Genomic DNA, 14,271 nt, shown 5'->3' on the forward strand with positions numbered 1-14,271 from the left:
ACACCCTGCTTATTTGCCCAAGAGATCAGGAGCAAAGCGTTAAACAGGTTGTAGCCGATGTGAAGAGTAAGTTTGGAGCAAAATACATCTAATTGGTGAGTGGTTGATTAGGTGAGTAGTTATTTTCGGAAAGAAACTACTCACCTAATCAAACCCAATCAACCATTCACCGCATTACGTTGTCTTATCGCCTCATACAAAATCACACCTGTTGATACAGATACGTTAAGTGATTCAATCTCGCCAAACATCGGGATTTTAGCAAGGTGATCTGAAATTCGGATAATCTCGTTACGGATTCCATCCTCTTCAGAGCCCATAATGATAGCTGTGGGAGCGGTATAGTCCGGTACATAAATATCGTCCTTTGTTTTTTCGGTACAGCAAACCAGCTGCAACCCCGATTCCTGTAGAAATTTAACAGTTTGCATGAAATTATCATGGCGGCAAACGGGTATCTTATACAATGCACCTGCTGATGTCTTTATGGCGTCTGGATTTATTTGTGCAGATCCTTTTGCCGGTATCACAATAGCGTGTACACCGGCACATTCCGCTGTACGGGCTATGGCTCCCATATTACGCACATCGGTTATAGAATCCAAAACTAATATCAATGGTACCTCACCCTTTTCAAATACCTCAGGGATAATATTCTCTATCTTTTGATAAATAATAGGCGAAATAAAAGCAACTGCGCCCTGGTGATTTTTAGCGGTTAAGCGATTAAGTTTTTCAACGGGTACTTGTTGGGCAGTTATATTATATTCGGTTAACAAAGCCTTTAGTTCAAACGATAAACCACCTGCCACACCACGTTGTATATATAAAGCCTCAATTTCTTTTCCGGAAGTAATGGCTTCCATAATGGCCCTGATACCAAAAACCATTTGGTTACTCTCTCTTTGAGGTCTTGAATTAAATGTCATTTTTACTGTTGAATTATTTTGCAAAAGTAGCTATATTAATTGATTTTGCCGTTATTGAACTCAATTCCCATTTTGGTTCAATTGTAATAGTTAACAAATTGAAACGTTATCAACATGGCTTTAACGCATTGATAACCAAATGATGTTAGTTCTTATCAACACTTTACTAACAATTCGGTGTCAATTTCCCGCCTTAAATTATCAAGCTGAGAATGATTGATTTAAAACTTCGATACACTATGTTAGTTGAATAGTTTCCCGTCTGAATTTTTTTTGTATATTTTTGTTGCCTTATGAGTTTTGAGAACGAGAATCAGTATAACAAGCCTAATACAAACGAACGACGTAGCCGGATAACTAACCCAACTCCATATAGTGGAATGGGTAAACTTCCACCGCAGGCAACGGATCTTGAGGAGGCAGTATTAGGGGCATTGATGCTGGAAAAAGATGCCCTTTCATCAGTGATTGACGTTTTAAAGCCCGAAGTTTTTTACCGCGACAACCATCAAAAAATATTTACGGCCATAAAAGTACTTTTTGAAAAGTCTCAACCGGTCGATATCCTTACCGTAACCGCAGAGTTACGGAAACTTGGCGAACTGGAGATGATTGGCGGGGCTTATTATATAACTGAGCTTACAAGCCGTGTTGCATCGGCAGCCAATATTGAGTTTCACTCCCGTATCATCATCCAAAAATATATTCAGCGCGAACTGATCAGGATCTCGACCGAAACAATCAATAGCGCTTATGAAGATACCAGTGATGTACTGGACCTGTTAGACAAAGCAGAAAAAAACCTTTTTGAAATAGCTCAAAGCAACTTACGCCGTGACGCCCGCAAAATGGACGACCTGGTACAGGAAGCGTTGAAAGATATTGAATCTTTAAAAGATAAAAAAGACGGATTAACAGGTGTGCCATCAGGTTTTACCGGTTTAGATCGTATGACCTCTGGTTGGCAAAAATCCGATTTGGTGATTATAGCTGCCCGTCCCGCGATGGGTAAAACGGCTTTCGTATTAAGTTGTGCACGTAACGCCGCGGTTGATTTTGATAAGCCTACCGTAGTATTTTCGCTGGAGATGTCGTCGGTACAGTTGGTGAATCGTCTGATTGCCGGCGAGGCCGAAATTGAGCAGGAAAAGATCCGTAAGGGAACGCTGGAGGAATGGGAATGGCAACAGATCCACTCCAAAATTGGCCGGCTTGAAAAATCTGTCTTCATTATTGACGATACTCCGGCCCTTAACATATTTGAATTTAGGGCTAAATGCCGCCGTTTAAAAGCACAGCACGATATACAGCTAATCATCATCGATTACTTGCAGTTGATGCATGGTAAGGCTGCAGATGGTAAAGGCGGCGGTAACCGTGAACAGGAAATTGGTAGTATTTCACGTGCCTTAAAATCGGTTGCAAAAGAATTGAATGTGCCAGTGATTGCGCTGTCGCAGTTAAGTCGTGCGGTGGAGCAAAGGCCGGGTAACTCCAAAAGGCCGATGCTGTCGGATTTGCGTGAATCTGGATCGATCGAGCAAGATGCGGATATGGTATTATTCCTTTACCGCCCTGAATATTACGGTTTAACCGAAGATGAAGACGGTAACCCTACCCAAGGCGTTGGTGAGGTGATTATAGCCAAGCATCGTAACGGTGAAACTGGTACAGTGAGGCTTAAATTCGTTGGTAAATATGTGAAGTTCGCCAACCTTGAAGAAGGCATGGATGGCTTCCCTCCTGCTGCCGGAAGTGCTTTCGCCGGCCTGGCGCCGTCACAGGATTTTGAAAAACAAAGCAACTTCATTATCCGTCCTTCAAGAATGGACGATATTGATGACGAGCCGCCATTTTAATATGTAAATCATAGATTTCTGATGTGCCGATGTTGGCACACCATTGCGATATAACAACAAACCCCGATTTCGAAAAGAAACCGGGGTTTGTTGTTATATATAATTGTTGTAACTCCGCATTCGGGCTATTAGATTGTGGTTAACACTCCTGCTACACTCTTAACATTGTACTTCCTTGCAGGTACACCAAACTTAACTCCCGGAAGGTATTTATAACCTGAAATAAAATAAATCAAATAATAAATCCCAACACTACACCAATTAAGATTATCACTGGTGTTTTTATCCTGGTAAAATGAAGCAACAAAAATGTAACAAGCATTAAGACATAGGCCAGCCAGTTACCGCCAAACGGGCGTACTAATAATATTAACGCTGTAGCCATAAAACCTACTGCAACAGCATTGATACCATTTAAAGAGTTTTTGATACGGGTTATCTTCTTTAAGTCTTCCCAAAATGGCACAATAAACAAAATAAGGATCAGGCCTGGAGTATTAACACCTATAACGGCTACAATACTACCAATGATTTGACCACCAATACCATAGCCTTTGTTACCTAAAGTGATACCACCCAAAAAGGAAGTGAATGAAAATGTGGGCCCAGGCAAAGCCTGCTGCAAAGCATAACCTGAAAGAAACTCCGAACTGCTGAGGTAATGCTTCACCTCCACAAATTCAGTATACATCAGTGGCACCATTACCTGCCCACCACCAAATATTAATATCCCGTTACGGTAAAAATTCTCAAACAAACGAATAGGCAAACTGAAAGGAGATGTTTGATTAATTATGGCGCCCAAAGCAGCAAAAAAAAGTAGGATCCCTATAAAGTATGCCACTTTGTTTGGGTTTACATTTGAATATAATTTTACCCTCAGTTCATTTTCCTGTGGCTGAGTCTCCATAGCCGATGATATAATTCCTCCCAGTAAAATCAATAAAGGGAATGCATATGCGTTTTGCAAAATAAGTGTCGCAATGAGTGACCCTATAGCCAACATCATGCTAACCCTTGTTTTTAAAAACTTGTGAGCAAAACTATAAGTAGCGTAAGCAACAATACCCACAGCCATGGGTTGTACCAAGCTTATCACATGATTAAACTTACCCTGATTGGCAAACATTTTATAACTTATGGCTGCCATTGCCATAATAGCGGCCGATGGCAAAATCCATATCAGGAAAGTAATTAACGCCAACTGCAGCCCTCCTACCTTCCAGGCAATGCCAACCAGTGTTTGCGTTGATGAAGGCCCCGGCAATACCTGCGAGAGGGCATTCAGCTCCATTAATTCTTCTTCGGTAATATAGCGCCGCTTATGAACAAACTCACGCAGCAATACCGCAATATGAGCCTGCGGCCCTCCAAAAGCGGTAAAAGTGTATATTAAAACATCCCTGAGGAATAGCAAATGACGTTTTTTCAAAATCAAAAAGCTTAATAGTCGTCGTCATCTTCTTCAATGCCCATAGCTGATCTGTAAACAGCCTGCAATTCCGAAAAAGCATGATTATCACGCTTCGCTTTGGTTACTTTCATGCCGTTTTCATAGGTTGTAATGGCATCCTGTTTACGATTAAGTGCTTCGTAAAGCTTCCCTAAATGGTAGTAAGTACCCACATACCCGGGGTGATTATTAATAAGGTCTTCGTAATAACTCAATGCCTTATCTACCTGATTAAGACGCAGATATTCGGTAGCAAGTGCGTATTTTAAAAACTCGTCGTTGGGTTCATTCTTTATAAATTCCAGTAGCTTATCCAATCTGCTCAACTCCATTTTAAACTCTATCTTTTTTAACTAAATTTGCAAAAACCTATTGATATGAAAATCCTGGTATGTGTAAGTAATGTTCCTGATACCACCACAAAAATAACCTTTACTGATAACAACACCCAATTTAATACAAATGGTGTTCAATTTATATTAAATCCTTACGATGAGATAGCACTTTCGCGCGCTATTGAGTTAACCGATGGCGGTAAAGTTACAGTAACTGTTATTAATGTTGGTGAAGTGAGCACAGAGGCCACTATCCGCAAGGCTTTGGCAATTGGGGCTACCGATGCTGTACGTATAAATGCCAAACCTCACGATGCCTGGTATGTAGCTTATCAAATAGCTCAATATGTAAAAGCTAATCCTTTTGATTTAATCCTGACCGGTCGTGAATCAATAGACTATAACGGATCAAAGGTTGCAGGTATGTTGGGCGAGTTATTAGATCTGCCATCAGTATCTATTATTAAAAAGCTGGATGTAAGCGAAAGCAGCGCTACTGTTGAACGTGAGATTGAGGGCGGTAAAGAGATCCTTACTATTCCTTTCCCCTTTGTAGCGGGCGCGGCTGAAGGTGTGGCAGAACCTAAGATCCCTAATATGCGTGGTATTATGTCGGCGCGTACCAAACCATTAATCGTTGTTGAGCCTTTAGAGGTAAAAACATTTTCAGAGATCGTTAGTTATGAAACACTGTCTATTCGTGGGCAGGTAAAACTGGTTGCTGCCGATGACACAGCCAAACTTGTTGAACTATTACATACCGAAGCGCGCGTTATTTAATTTTACCCAAATCGACCTTTACAAAACACATGATCATATGTCAGTTTTAATATATGCGGAAAACGCCGGCGGAAAGTTCAAAAAATCAATTTTTGAAGCAGTGAGTTACGCCCGTGCAATTGCCGATCAAAATAATACCAGCCTTGTGGCAATTTCCATTGGAGATGTAAGCACAGGTGAATTAGCTTTATTAGGTAAATACGGTGCCGAAAAAGTATTAAATGTTACTGGTGAAAAACTTAAGAATTTTGTAAACCAGGCCTACGCCTCTGTGATAGCCGATGCTGCCAAACAGCAGAATGCTGATATAGTGGTGTTATCTAACACCTTCTCCGGCCGTGGTTTGGCTCCTCGTTTAGGTGTAAAGCTGGAGGCAGGACTTGCCGATGGCGCCGTAGCCTTACCCGAGCAAAAAAACGGTAAATTTACCGTAAAAAAGACTGCTTTTTCGGGCAAAGCATTTGCCATAGTTGAATTAACCTCTGCAAATAAGGTTATTGCGTTGGTACCTAATTCCTATAAAGTTGTTGAAACAGGTGGATCTGCGCAGGTGGAAGACTTTAGTGTTGAAACAAAAGAATCTGATTTTAAAGCGTTGATCAAAGAGATCGTACGTTCAATTGATAAGGTTTCACTGCCTGATGCTGAGATAGTTGTTTCGGCAGGCCGTGGGCTTAAAGGGCCCGAAAACTGGGGCATGATTGAAGAGCTGGCCAACCTGTTAGGAGCCGCTACAGCATGCTCAAAACCGGTATCAGACGCTGGCTGGAGACCCCATAGTGAACATGTTGGACAAACAGGCATAGCTGTCAGTCCAAATTTGTATATTGCGATAGGAATTTCAGGGGCTATTCAGCACCTGGCAGGCATCAGTTCTTCAAAGGTTATAGTGGTTATCAATAAGGATCCCGAAGCTCCCTTTTTTAAGGTGGCAGATTACGGTATAGTTGGTGATGCATTTGAAGTAGTGCCCCAATTAATAGCGGCGGTTAAAGAATATAAGGCTTCAGCATAAAATAACAGGTGCGATGGGTAACAACATGAAAAAAATTAAGCTGGATATAGTAGGATTATCATACAGCCAAACTCAATCCGGCGCTTATGCTTTAGTTTTAGGTGAGGTGAGTGGCAGGCGCAGACTACCTATTATTATTGGCAGTTTTGAGGCTCAGGCTATTGCTATAGAAATAGAAAAAATGACCCCGAGCCGCCCACTAACGCACGACCTTTTTAAAAGTTTTGCGCAAGCCTACCAGATAGAGGTGCAGGAAATTATTATTTATAACCTGGTTGACGGTATCTTTTATTCCAAGCTCATCTGTAGTGATGGTAAACGTTCGGTTGAGATTGATGCCCGTACATCAGATGCCATAGCAGTAGCTGTAAGGTTTGATTGCCCAATTTTTACTTATGAATTTATACTATCAACAGCAGGTATTGTGATTGAGGGCAACGATTTCGTTTACCTTGAAAATATCAATGAGAGCCAGGACGATAAATCAGCGGGTACATCTGTAGGCAGCGGCTTTGCATCCCTAAGCATTGATGAACTAAAAACAAAACTACAGGAGGCTCTTGCAGAAGAGTCGTACGAAAAAGCAGCTAAAATCCGCGACGAGCTAAATAAGCGTAAAGCATCCTGATTTCGGCTTTGAGAATTTTGGCGGGGGATTATCAAATACATGTTCCGAAGTCGAAATTCTCAAATCGTATATATTGAAAATCTAATAATAAAACACCTCAATTGTAAACTCATCAGCAAGGCGTAACATTTAGGCTCAATTCGCTAAATACTGTCCCCCTTAGCTTTCTGATTTACATTTATTTCACTACTTTTCGCTTTTAATTTAACACAGAAAAAATTATTTAAACCCTGTACTGTATGAATATTAAGTTCCGCTTAATACTGATGAATTTTATGCAATTTTTTGTGTGGGGGGCATGGTTGCTTACTGTAGGCGCTTATTGGTTTCAAAACAAAGGATGGTCTGGTGCGCAGTTCGGGGCAATTTTTTCAACCATGGGCATTTCATCCATATTTATGCCTGCACTTGCGGGTATCATATCAGATAAATGGATCAATGCCGAAAAGCTGTATGGTACGTTACATATTTTAGGGGCTATAGTTCTGTTTTGTGTGCCAATGGTAACAAGCCCCACGGTATTTTTTTGGGTTATATTGCTCAATATGATATTCTATATGCCAACCTTATCTTTATCTATAACGGTTGCTTATTCGGCTTTAAAAGGCGAAGGTAAAGATGTGGTTAAAGTTTACCCTCCTATTCGCGTATGGGGAACAGTTGGATTTATTGCAGCGTTGTTGGTGGTAGATGTTACCAAAAGCGAGACCAGTGCCAATCAATTTTACATTGCATCCGGCGTGGCATTGGCATTAGGTATATTTTCGTTCTCGCTGCCTAAATGCCCTCCACTATTAGGTAAAGCAGGTAAGAAAACATTGAGGGATGCGCTTGGTTTAAATGCGTTCGAATTATTCAAAACACCAAAGTTTGCCATCTTTTTTGGGTTCTCGTTACTTTTAGGTGCGGCCTTGCAGCTGACCAACGCTTACGGCACTACATATATTTTAGACTTTGCAAAAACACCTGCCTATAAAGGTTTATTTGCCGTAGAACATTCCAGCGCGATCATTTCCATTTCGCAGGTATCCGAAACGCTTTTCATTTTAGCTATACCTTTCTTTTTACGCAAGTTTGGTATCAAAAATGTAATGCTGTTCAGTATGCTGGCCTGGGTTTTACGTTTTGGTTTATTTGCGTTTGGCAATCCGGCCAGCGGTTTATGGATGATCATCCTATCCTGCATTGTTTACGGTATGGCCTTTGATTTCTTTAATATTTCAGGATCGTTATTTGTAGAAACACAAACCACTCCCGAAATACGCGGCAGTGCGCAGGGCTTGTTTATGATGATGGTAAACGGTTTCGGTGCTTTTTTTGGAAGTATTGCCAGCGGCTTTATTATTGATAAGTTTTTTATTCATGCCGATGGAAGTAAAGACTGGCATGGCATCTGGCTAACTTTTGCTGCTTATGCCTTGGTGATCGCGATTATATTCCCTTTCGTTTTCAGGTATAAACATAATATAGCATTGGAGCGTGCGATACAACATGCTTAAATCAATTGGCCAATAAGTCAATCTTATTCACTAACGCATAGCATTACCCATTTACGAATGAAAAAACATTACCGCGAGGAAAATGATTGCCTAAACTGCGGAACAACCTTAGAGGGTAAGTTCTGCTATAATTGCGGACAGGAAAACCTACAGATAAAAGAGAGTTTTGGGCACATGATGACCCACGCTATAAGCGATTATTTTCACTTTGATCATCAGTTTTTTCATACGTTAAAACCACTGCTTTTTAACCCGGGTAAACTTACCACCGAGTATATGGCCGGGCATAGGGTACAATACCTGCACCCCGTAAAAATGTACATTTTTATAAGCCTGGTATATTTTGTACTGCTATTTAAAAGCAACACGCCGGAGATTGTTAAAATAACTGATAGTGAAGCTAATACAGAGCAGTCGACCGATAGCCTAAAAACTACCCTCAAAAATGGCATCAACAATAGCGTGATACTTAGCCCTGCCCAAAAGAAAGTTATCAATAACAAAGTTGACTTTAAAGCGGACAGTATTAAAAATGCTAATGCTGTCGGCCATAAAAAAGACACCATTAAAACTTATCAGCAGTATCTTGCGGTTCAGCAAAAGCTGCCGGCTAATAAGCGGGATAATTTTATAGAACAATATTTAGAGAAGAAACAATTTCAATGGGCGCACGATGGCAAATCGGCTAATGAAATAATAAACGAAGGAATGAAACATAATTTACCCAAGATGATGTTTTTATTTTTGCCTTTATTTGCACTGATATTAAAGATCGCCTTTATTAAAAATAAAAAATTTTACGTAGAATACCTGATATATTCATTTCACTTTCATTGCTTCCTGTTTCTTTTTATTACCATATTAATGGTGATTCAATTGCTTATTCCGCACCGCTTTATTAATGTTATCGTGATAATGGATATAGCTGCCCTATTAACGATACTATGGTACATGTATCGATCACTAAGGGTTGTTTATGGCCGGAGTCCTTTAAGAACAGTGACAAAAATGATAGGGATCTCGTTTAGTTATTTTGTGGTTTTTGCTATTTGCCTTACCTTATTGGCAGGGGTTACTGCGCTAACATCATTATAACATCAGCATGTTCAGAATTTAATAATTAACAAGTTATTAAATTCTGAACATGCAAAAATGTTGATTCAGGGACCTATTTCTTCCCTATCGCATATTGAATGCCGCCCAATAAATGTTTCAGGTATAACGGATCAGCGTATGATTCATCTGTATGGCCTAACTCTGTATAAAAAGCCCTGCCGCCATCAAAACTATGGTACCAGCTCATGGGGTGATTGTCGCCATTCTCACCACCTGTATAGCTTTTTTCATCAATTTTGATCAGTACATGCAGGTCATCACCTATCCATTTGTAGTTGTACCACTCATCCCAGCGTTTCCAATCCTGCGGTAAATGTTTGGTAGCAATAAAATTATGATCAACTACATGCAAAACGGCTTCCTGCTGTTTGGGGTGACTTTTAAAATAAGCGCCAACCAATTTTCCATACCAGGGCCAATCATATTCGGTATCAGTTGCAGCATGTACACCTACAAAACCTCCACCTGCTTTAATATATTGCTCAAACGCAACTTGTTGCGTATCATTTAATACATCGCCCGTAGTGCTTAAAAATATTACAGCTGCATACTGTTTTAAATTTTCGGTTGTGAACTTTTCTGCATTAGTAGTGCTATCCACGTCAAAACCATTCTCGGCCCCTAATTTCATAATGGCAGGTACCCCTACTGCTATTGAATTATGGTGAAAGCCGGCAGTTTTGCAGAAGATTAATACCTTGGTTTTAGCAGCTACATTAATAATAGAAGCGCCTATTAGGAGGCAAACAATAGTTAGTTTTTTCATATTTATAGTTAGGTTATTTTTAACATGTTGATCGCCCAAATAAGTTGTTATTACTTAGAGTTTTTTATTTTCCACTCATCTAATGAATCAACTACAAATTCCCCTTCTTTAATTCATCAGCTGCAAAGTTTGCTGCACGCGCGGTTAATGCCATATAGGTTAAAGATGGATTTTGACATGCAGAGGAAGTCATCGCTGCACCATCGGTAACAAAAACATTTTTAGCATCCCAAACCTGGTTATGTTCGTTTAAAACCGAAGTTTTAGGGTCGCGGCCCATGCGCGCTGTACCCATTTCATGAATGCCATCGCCTATGTTATGTCCCCTGTCATGTGTTTGAACGTTTTTAACCCCGGCACTTTCAAGCATTGCTTTGGCTTCTTTAACAATGTCGATGCGCATCTTCATCTCATTCTCCCTTATCACCGCATCCATAGCTAAAATAGGCAAGCCCCATTTGTCTTTACGGGTTTTATCCAACGTGATCTTGTTATCGTGGTAAGGCAGTAGTTCGCCAAAGCCACCGATGCCTATTTGCCAGTCACCCGGTTCTGTTATAGCATCTTTATATTGCGCGCCAATATTCATCTCAGCAATTTCACGGCTCCAGCCTGTTCTGCTCGCTGCACCCTGGTAACCAAAGCCACGAAGGTAATCGCGCTTATCGCCAAATAAGTTGGCAAAACGTACCACATAAATACCATTGGCCCGCCTGCCGTAGTAATATTTGTCTTCGAAACCCTCTACCGAGCCGGAAGCACCCAGGTTGTAGTGGTGATCCATAATATTATGCCCTAATTCGCCACTGCTGCTACCTAAACCATCCGGCCAAATATCGGTAGCAGAGTTCATGAGCACCCATGCGCTGTTTAACGCCGAAGCATTGACGAATACAATTTTAGCATGAAACTCATATGTTTGATTGGTCTCGGCATCAAGCACCTCTACACCCGTAGCCTTTTGGGTATCCTTATCATAAATAATTTTAGTAACTATTGAATAAGGCCTCACTGTTAAATTTCCCGTAGCCAAAGCAGCCGGTAAGGTTGATGATTGAGTACTGAAATAGCCCCCAAACGGGCATCCCTCCCAGCACCTGTTCCTAAATTCGCATTTGGTACGGCCTGGTATAGCTGCCGTAAGGTTGGCCACCCTGCCAATAATCATATGCCTTTTACCCCCATAGTTCTTTTTAATGCGCTCGGCAACATCTTTTTCTACCCAGTTCAGGTCCATGGGCGGTAAGTAGTGTCCATCGGGTAATTGTGGTATGCCCTCCAATGATCCGCTGATACCAGCAAATTTCTCCACATGATCATACCATGGTGCCAGATCTTTGTATCTGATAGGCCAGTCTATTGCCCAGCCATCCTTTGCATTTGCTTCAAAGTCAAAATCACTCCAGCGGTAGCTTTGCCTACCCCATAAAATAGAGCGACCGCCCATCTGGTATGATCGCCACCAGTTAAAAGGTTTAACCTCGTGATATGGTGCCTCCTGCTCATTTACCCAATAATCCATTATAGCTTCCTGCGCGCCCCAGTTACGTGAAATTACAGGCCTTGCTTTACGCTGCTCCTGTGTTACAGTTCCACGGTGTTCAAAATCCCAGGGATCTTTTGCAGCGGTTTTATAATCTTTAATGTGTTCAAAATTTCTTCCGCGCTCAAGCATTATGGTTTTTAGCCCTCTTCCGGTTAATTCCTTAGCCGCCCAGCCACCGCTGATTCCAGAGCCGATAACAATAGCATCATAGGTATTATCGGCTTTAGCTTTGCCGCTTACATTGTTTAATGGCATAATTTCACTAATTGGTTATAAGTAAATTAAGAAATGGTTTTGCAATTGGATAAAACAATATTATCAATTAAAATTAACTAAAGCAATCATTTGAAAATAAAACTACAATCGATTGTTGCGCAGAGTTTAAACAATTATGGGTTGATTATTACTTTTACAATGCCTGCAAGCAATCTGTTTCCATTTTTCTTACTTTTGCTTTGATCACCATTTTGCCACCATGCTCAAAGTAAGTCAACTATTCATCTACCCAATTAAATCCTTAGGCGGTATTCCGGTTAATAGCGCCGAGGTTACCTCGCGCGGCTTTAAGTATGACAGGCGCTGGATGCTGGTTGATGAACAAAACCGCTTTATTACGCAACGTGAGCATACACAGATGGCATTGATAAAGGTGCAGATAGAGGACGATGGTTTATTGGTTAGTCACCATTTAAATGGATCTGTTAAAATACCTTTTCAATACCAGGAGCAAACTAAACACAATGTTGTCATCTGGGATGATACCTGCACAGGGGTATATGTTGGGCTTGAGTTTGATGAATGGTTTACCAGGGTTTTAGGGTTAAAATGCAGGCTGGTTTTTATGCCCGATGATGCAGAACGCGAGGTTGACCAGCGCTATGCCCTGCCAGGCATGATTACTTCTTTTGCTGATGCCTACCCTTTTTTGCTCATAGGTCAGGCTTCGTTGGACGAACTGAATTCACGCCTTCATGAGGCTTTGCCTATGAACAGGTTTCGTCCAAACATCGTTTTTATTGGCGGAGAGGCTTTTGAAGAAGATCAAATGAACCAAATGGACATTGCCGGTATTAGTTTTTATGGCGCCAAATTGTGTGCCCGCTGCATCATGACCACCATAGACCAGCAAACCGGTATAAAAGCTAAAGAGCCGTTAAAAACATTGGCCAAATATAGGTTTAAGAATAATAAAATACTTTTCGGCCAAAATTTGATCCATAAAGGTACGGGCACGGTAACTGTAGGTGACGCCATCACTGTTGTAAGTACGCACAATGAGGAGCGGTTTATAGTTGAGAATAAATCATCACTAAAATGAAACCAACCATCATAATTGAATATTGCCCAAAATGTAACTGGATGATGCGAGCTGCCTATATGGCTCAGGAACTACTCACTACTTTTACTGATGATGTTTATGGTATTACGCTTGTACCCAGCGAAGTAAGCGGCAGATATACCATTAGTATAGACGATGTTGTTTTGTTTGACAGGAAAAGAGAAGGCCGTTTCCCGGAAATAAAGGAATTAAAACAATTGGTGAGAGATAAGGTTAATCCGGAAAAAAGCCTCGGCCATTCAGATAAAAAGTAGTGTTATGTTAACCTGCCGGCCATTTTCATTAGAAAAATTCATTTTACTATAATTTTAAAACAAACTAAACTTAAGCGCCTCCGTTTTTAATGCGAAAGAACAATGATGCTATTGGCTTTCAAAATTTGTTAATTTTAAATCATTAAAAAGGTAAATAATATAGTATAGTGGTACTCTATAGTATTACTCGATATTTTTATTTAATATTGTTTAACTTTGTAAGTTTTATTTTAGAAAATGCTTTCCAAAAAAACTAAGTACGCTATTAAAGCATTGGTAATCCTGGGCAAAAACATGGATCAGCCACCAATGCAAATTTCACGAATCGCCGAGGCTGAACGTATCCCTAAAAAGTTCCTTGAGCAAATACTACTCGATCTTCGCAACGCGGGTTTCCTGTATAGTAAAAAAGGTGCTGGTGGTGGCTACAGTCTTAATCGCGACCCTAAAGAAATATTTTTGGTAAGTATTATGCGTATAACCGACGGGCCCATTGCTATGGTGCCTTGCGCCAGCTTAAATTTTTACCATAAATGTGATGAATGCCACCAGGAAACAACCTGTGGTATCAGGGATGTTTTTGTTGATGTAAGAGACGCAACCCTGAAGATATTAAGCGAAACCAGCATAGCTGATATCATATCGCGCGAGCAAACGCTCATCAACGTTTAATCTCATAAAACTGTCAAATCGATTCTTTTTTCAATTAAATTCTACCATTTCCCTATACTATGTATATATTTGGTAAATGA

At 40.6% G+C, this 14,271-nt stretch carries 14 protein-coding genes; 9 read left to right on the forward strand and 5 right to left on the reverse strand.

Going from position 1 to position 14,271, the window contains the following annotated elements; translation table 11 throughout:
* Window positions 1-158: 158 nt before the first annotated feature.
* Window positions 159-929, reverse strand: coding sequence for a 23S rRNA (guanosine(2251)-2'-O)-methyltransferase RlmB (gene rlmB, locus Q0R88_RS05025; protein ID WP_295713141.1), 771 nt, complete (start codon window positions 927-929; stop codon window positions 159-161).
* Window positions 930-1,222: 293 nt separating this feature from the next.
* On the opposite strand from rlmB, the gene dnaB reads away from it, so the two are divergent.
* The gene (gene dnaB / locus Q0R88_RS05030) at window positions 1,223-2,788 is read left to right on the forward strand and encodes a replicative DNA helicase (protein WP_295713142.1); all 1,566 of its coding nucleotides are present in this window, start codon (window positions 1,223-1,225) and stop codon (window positions 2,786-2,788) included.
* A 232-nt stretch (window positions 2,789-3,020) separates the two neighbouring features.
* Here the strand turns inward: dnaB and chrA are convergent, their stop codons facing one another.
* Window positions 3,021-4,220 (reverse strand): chromate efflux transporter, encoded by a 1,200-nt coding sequence (gene chrA, locus Q0R88_RS05035; RefSeq protein WP_295713143.1) that lies wholly within the window; start codon window positions 4,218-4,220, stop codon window positions 3,021-3,023.
* Between the two features lie 11 nt (window positions 4,221-4,231).
* Window positions 4,232-4,573: a tetratricopeptide repeat protein gene (locus tag Q0R88_RS05040; protein WP_295713145.1), complete on the reverse strand. Its 342-nt coding sequence runs from the start codon at window positions 4,571-4,573 to the stop codon at window positions 4,232-4,234.
* A gap of 45 nt (window positions 4,574-4,618) precedes the next feature.
* On the opposite strand from Q0R88_RS05040, the gene Q0R88_RS05045 reads away from it, so the two are divergent.
* The 5 genes from Q0R88_RS05045 (at window position 4,619) to Q0R88_RS05065 (ending at window position 9,593) form a co-directional block, all read left to right on the forward strand.
* Window positions 4,619-5,356: an electron transfer flavoprotein subunit beta/FixA family protein gene (locus Q0R88_RS05045; RefSeq protein WP_295713147.1), complete on the forward strand. Its 738-nt coding sequence runs from the start codon at window positions 4,619-4,621 to the stop codon at window positions 5,354-5,356.
* Between the two features lie 37 nt (window positions 5,357-5,393).
* Window positions 5,394-6,371, forward strand: a complete 978-nt coding sequence (locus Q0R88_RS05050) for an electron transfer flavoprotein subunit alpha/FixB family protein (RefSeq protein WP_295713150.1) — start codon at window positions 5,394-5,396, stop codon at window positions 6,369-6,371.
* Between the two features lie 25 nt (window positions 6,372-6,396).
* Window positions 6,397-6,999, forward strand: coding sequence for a bifunctional nuclease family protein (locus Q0R88_RS05055; RefSeq protein WP_295713152.1), 603 nt, complete (start codon window positions 6,397-6,399; stop codon window positions 6,997-6,999).
* A 239-nt stretch (window positions 7,000-7,238) separates the two neighbouring features.
* Complete coding sequence (locus tag Q0R88_RS05060) at window positions 7,239-8,498, forward strand: nucleoside permease (protein WP_295713154.1); 1,260 nt, start codon at window positions 7,239-7,241, stop codon at window positions 8,496-8,498.
* A 57-nt stretch (window positions 8,499-8,555) separates the two neighbouring features.
* Window positions 8,556-9,593 carry a DUF3667 domain-containing protein gene (locus tag Q0R88_RS05065; RefSeq protein WP_295713156.1) on the forward strand — a complete coding sequence of 346 codons (1,038 nt, stop codon included), beginning with the start codon at window positions 8,556-8,558 and terminating at the stop codon, window positions 9,591-9,593.
* A gap of 73 nt (window positions 9,594-9,666) precedes the next feature.
* On the opposite strand, the gene Q0R88_RS05070 is transcribed toward Q0R88_RS05065, so the two are convergent.
* A complete protein-coding gene (locus Q0R88_RS05070) occupies window positions 9,667-10,380 on the reverse strand; it encodes a ThuA domain-containing protein (RefSeq protein WP_295713158.1) in 714 nt (237 codons plus the stop codon).
* Between the two features lie 91 nt (window positions 10,381-10,471).
* Window positions 10,472-12,181 carry a GMC family oxidoreductase gene (locus Q0R88_RS05075; protein WP_295713160.1) on the reverse strand — a complete coding sequence of 570 codons (1,710 nt, stop codon included), beginning with the start codon at window positions 12,179-12,181 and terminating at the stop codon, window positions 10,472-10,474.
* A 220-nt stretch (window positions 12,182-12,401) separates the two neighbouring features.
* Between Q0R88_RS05075 and Q0R88_RS05080 the strand changes: the two genes are divergently transcribed.
* The 3 genes from Q0R88_RS05080 (at window position 12,402) to Q0R88_RS05090 (ending at window position 14,191) form a co-directional block, all read left to right on the forward strand.
* A complete protein-coding gene (locus Q0R88_RS05080) occupies window positions 12,402-13,244 on the forward strand; it encodes an MOSC N-terminal beta barrel domain-containing protein (protein WP_295713162.1) in 843 nt (280 codons plus the stop codon).
* Complete coding sequence (locus Q0R88_RS05085) at window positions 13,241-13,519, forward strand: SelT/SelW/SelH family protein (protein WP_295713164.1); 279 nt, start codon at window positions 13,241-13,243, stop codon at window positions 13,517-13,519. Before Q0R88_RS05080 ends, Q0R88_RS05085 begins: the two co-directional genes overlap by 4 nt.
* A gap of 237 nt (window positions 13,520-13,756) precedes the next feature.
* On the forward strand, window positions 13,757-14,191 hold the full coding sequence (locus tag Q0R88_RS05090) for an Rrf2 family transcriptional regulator (protein ID WP_295713166.1): 435 nt from the start codon (window positions 13,757-13,759) through the stop codon (window positions 14,189-14,191).
* Window positions 14,192-14,271: the final 80 nt, after the last annotated feature.

The organism is Mucilaginibacter sp., assembly GCF_025362475.1.
In the GTDB taxonomy this organism is placed as follows: domain Bacteria; phylum Bacteroidota; class Bacteroidia; order Sphingobacteriales; family Sphingobacteriaceae; genus Mucilaginibacter.

Excerpts from the sequence above, each read along its gene's own strand:
- dnaB (WP_295713142.1), top strand. The coding sequence starts at position 1,223 with ATGAGTTTTGAGAACGAGAATCAGTATAACAAGCCTAATACAAACGAA.
- Q0R88_RS05060 (WP_295713154.1), top strand. The coding sequence starts at position 7,239 with ATGAATATTAAGTTCCGCTTAATACTGATGAATTTTATGCAATTTTTT.
- Q0R88_RS05050 (WP_295713150.1), top strand. The coding sequence starts at position 5,394 with ATGTCAGTTTTAATATATGCGGAAAACGCCGGCGGAAAGTTCAAAAAA.
- Q0R88_RS05045 (WP_295713147.1), top strand. The coding sequence starts at position 4,619 with ATGAAAATCCTGGTATGTGTAAGTAATGTTCCTGATACCACCACAAAA.
- Q0R88_RS05080 (WP_295713162.1), top strand. The coding sequence starts at position 12,402 with ATGCTCAAAGTAAGTCAACTATTCATCTACCCAATTAAATCCTTAGGC.
- Q0R88_RS05040 (WP_295713145.1), bottom strand. The coding sequence starts at position 4,573 with ATGGAGTTGAGCAGATTGGATAAGCTACTGGAATTTATAAAGAATGAA.
- Q0R88_RS05070 (WP_295713158.1), bottom strand. The coding sequence starts at position 10,380 with ATGAAAAAACTAACTATTGTTTGCCTCCTAATAGGCGCTTCTATTATT.
- Q0R88_RS05085 (WP_295713164.1), top strand. The coding sequence starts at position 13,241 with ATGAAACCAACCATCATAATTGAATATTGCCCAAAATGTAACTGGATG.
- Q0R88_RS05055 (WP_295713152.1), top strand. The coding sequence starts at position 6,397 with ATGAAAAAAATTAAGCTGGATATAGTAGGATTATCATACAGCCAAACT.
- Q0R88_RS05075 (WP_295713160.1), bottom strand. The coding sequence starts at position 12,181 with ATGCCATTAAACAATGTAAGCGGCAAAGCTAAAGCCGATAATACCTAT.
- Q0R88_RS05065 (WP_295713156.1), top strand. The coding sequence starts at position 8,556 with ATGAAAAAACATTACCGCGAGGAAAATGATTGCCTAAACTGCGGAACA.
- Q0R88_RS05090 (WP_295713166.1), top strand. The coding sequence starts at position 13,757 with ATGCTTTCCAAAAAAACTAAGTACGCTATTAAAGCATTGGTAATCCTG.
- rlmB (WP_295713141.1), bottom strand. The coding sequence starts at position 929 with ATGACATTTAATTCAAGACCTCAAAGAGAGAGTAACCAAATGGTTTTT.